The following is a 453-nucleotide window of genomic DNA, read 5'->3' as shown; positions in this document are numbered from 1 at the left end:
CTGGAAATGCAAGGCCTGGCGGGAGAGACCTTGTGGAGCTGGCAGCAGGTAATACCGGAGCAAAACCTGTACGTGATGAGCCTGTCGCTGACGGTGGGGCAGCGGCAGGTAGAGCTGCAGATCGCAGAAGATTTCCTCCCTATTATGGACGTATTTGTACAGGCGTTTGTAACCTTGCTGCTGTTGCTGAGTGTACTGATGGCGGCTATTTTTGTCTGGCAGCGCCGTCAGCTCAACGAGGCGTTATTACCCTTTGAACAGATCCAGCAGCAATTGCGCCAGTTGGCACGGCAGGAACGGGATCACCTGGAAGCACCCGAAATGCAGGAGCTGGAACCTCTGGTGGATGAAATCAACCGGCTGGGTGAACGGACCCGCGAACGTTTGTTACGTGCTCGTATGGCCAGCGGTAATCTGTCGCATTCGTTAAAAACGCCGTTGGCGGTGTTAAAC

General features: G+C 54.7%; 1 pseudogene. It reads left to right on the top strand.

Annotation, left to right across the window (positions count from 1 at the left end):
- A pseudogene (locus Q4563_RS16150) lies at positions 1 to 453 on the top strand (hypothetical protein); the annotation flags it as partial.

The sequence above is a fragment of the Gilvimarinus sp. 1_MG-2023 genome, from assembly GCF_030548285.1.
This window is presented reverse-complemented; position numbering and strand designations above follow the sequence as displayed.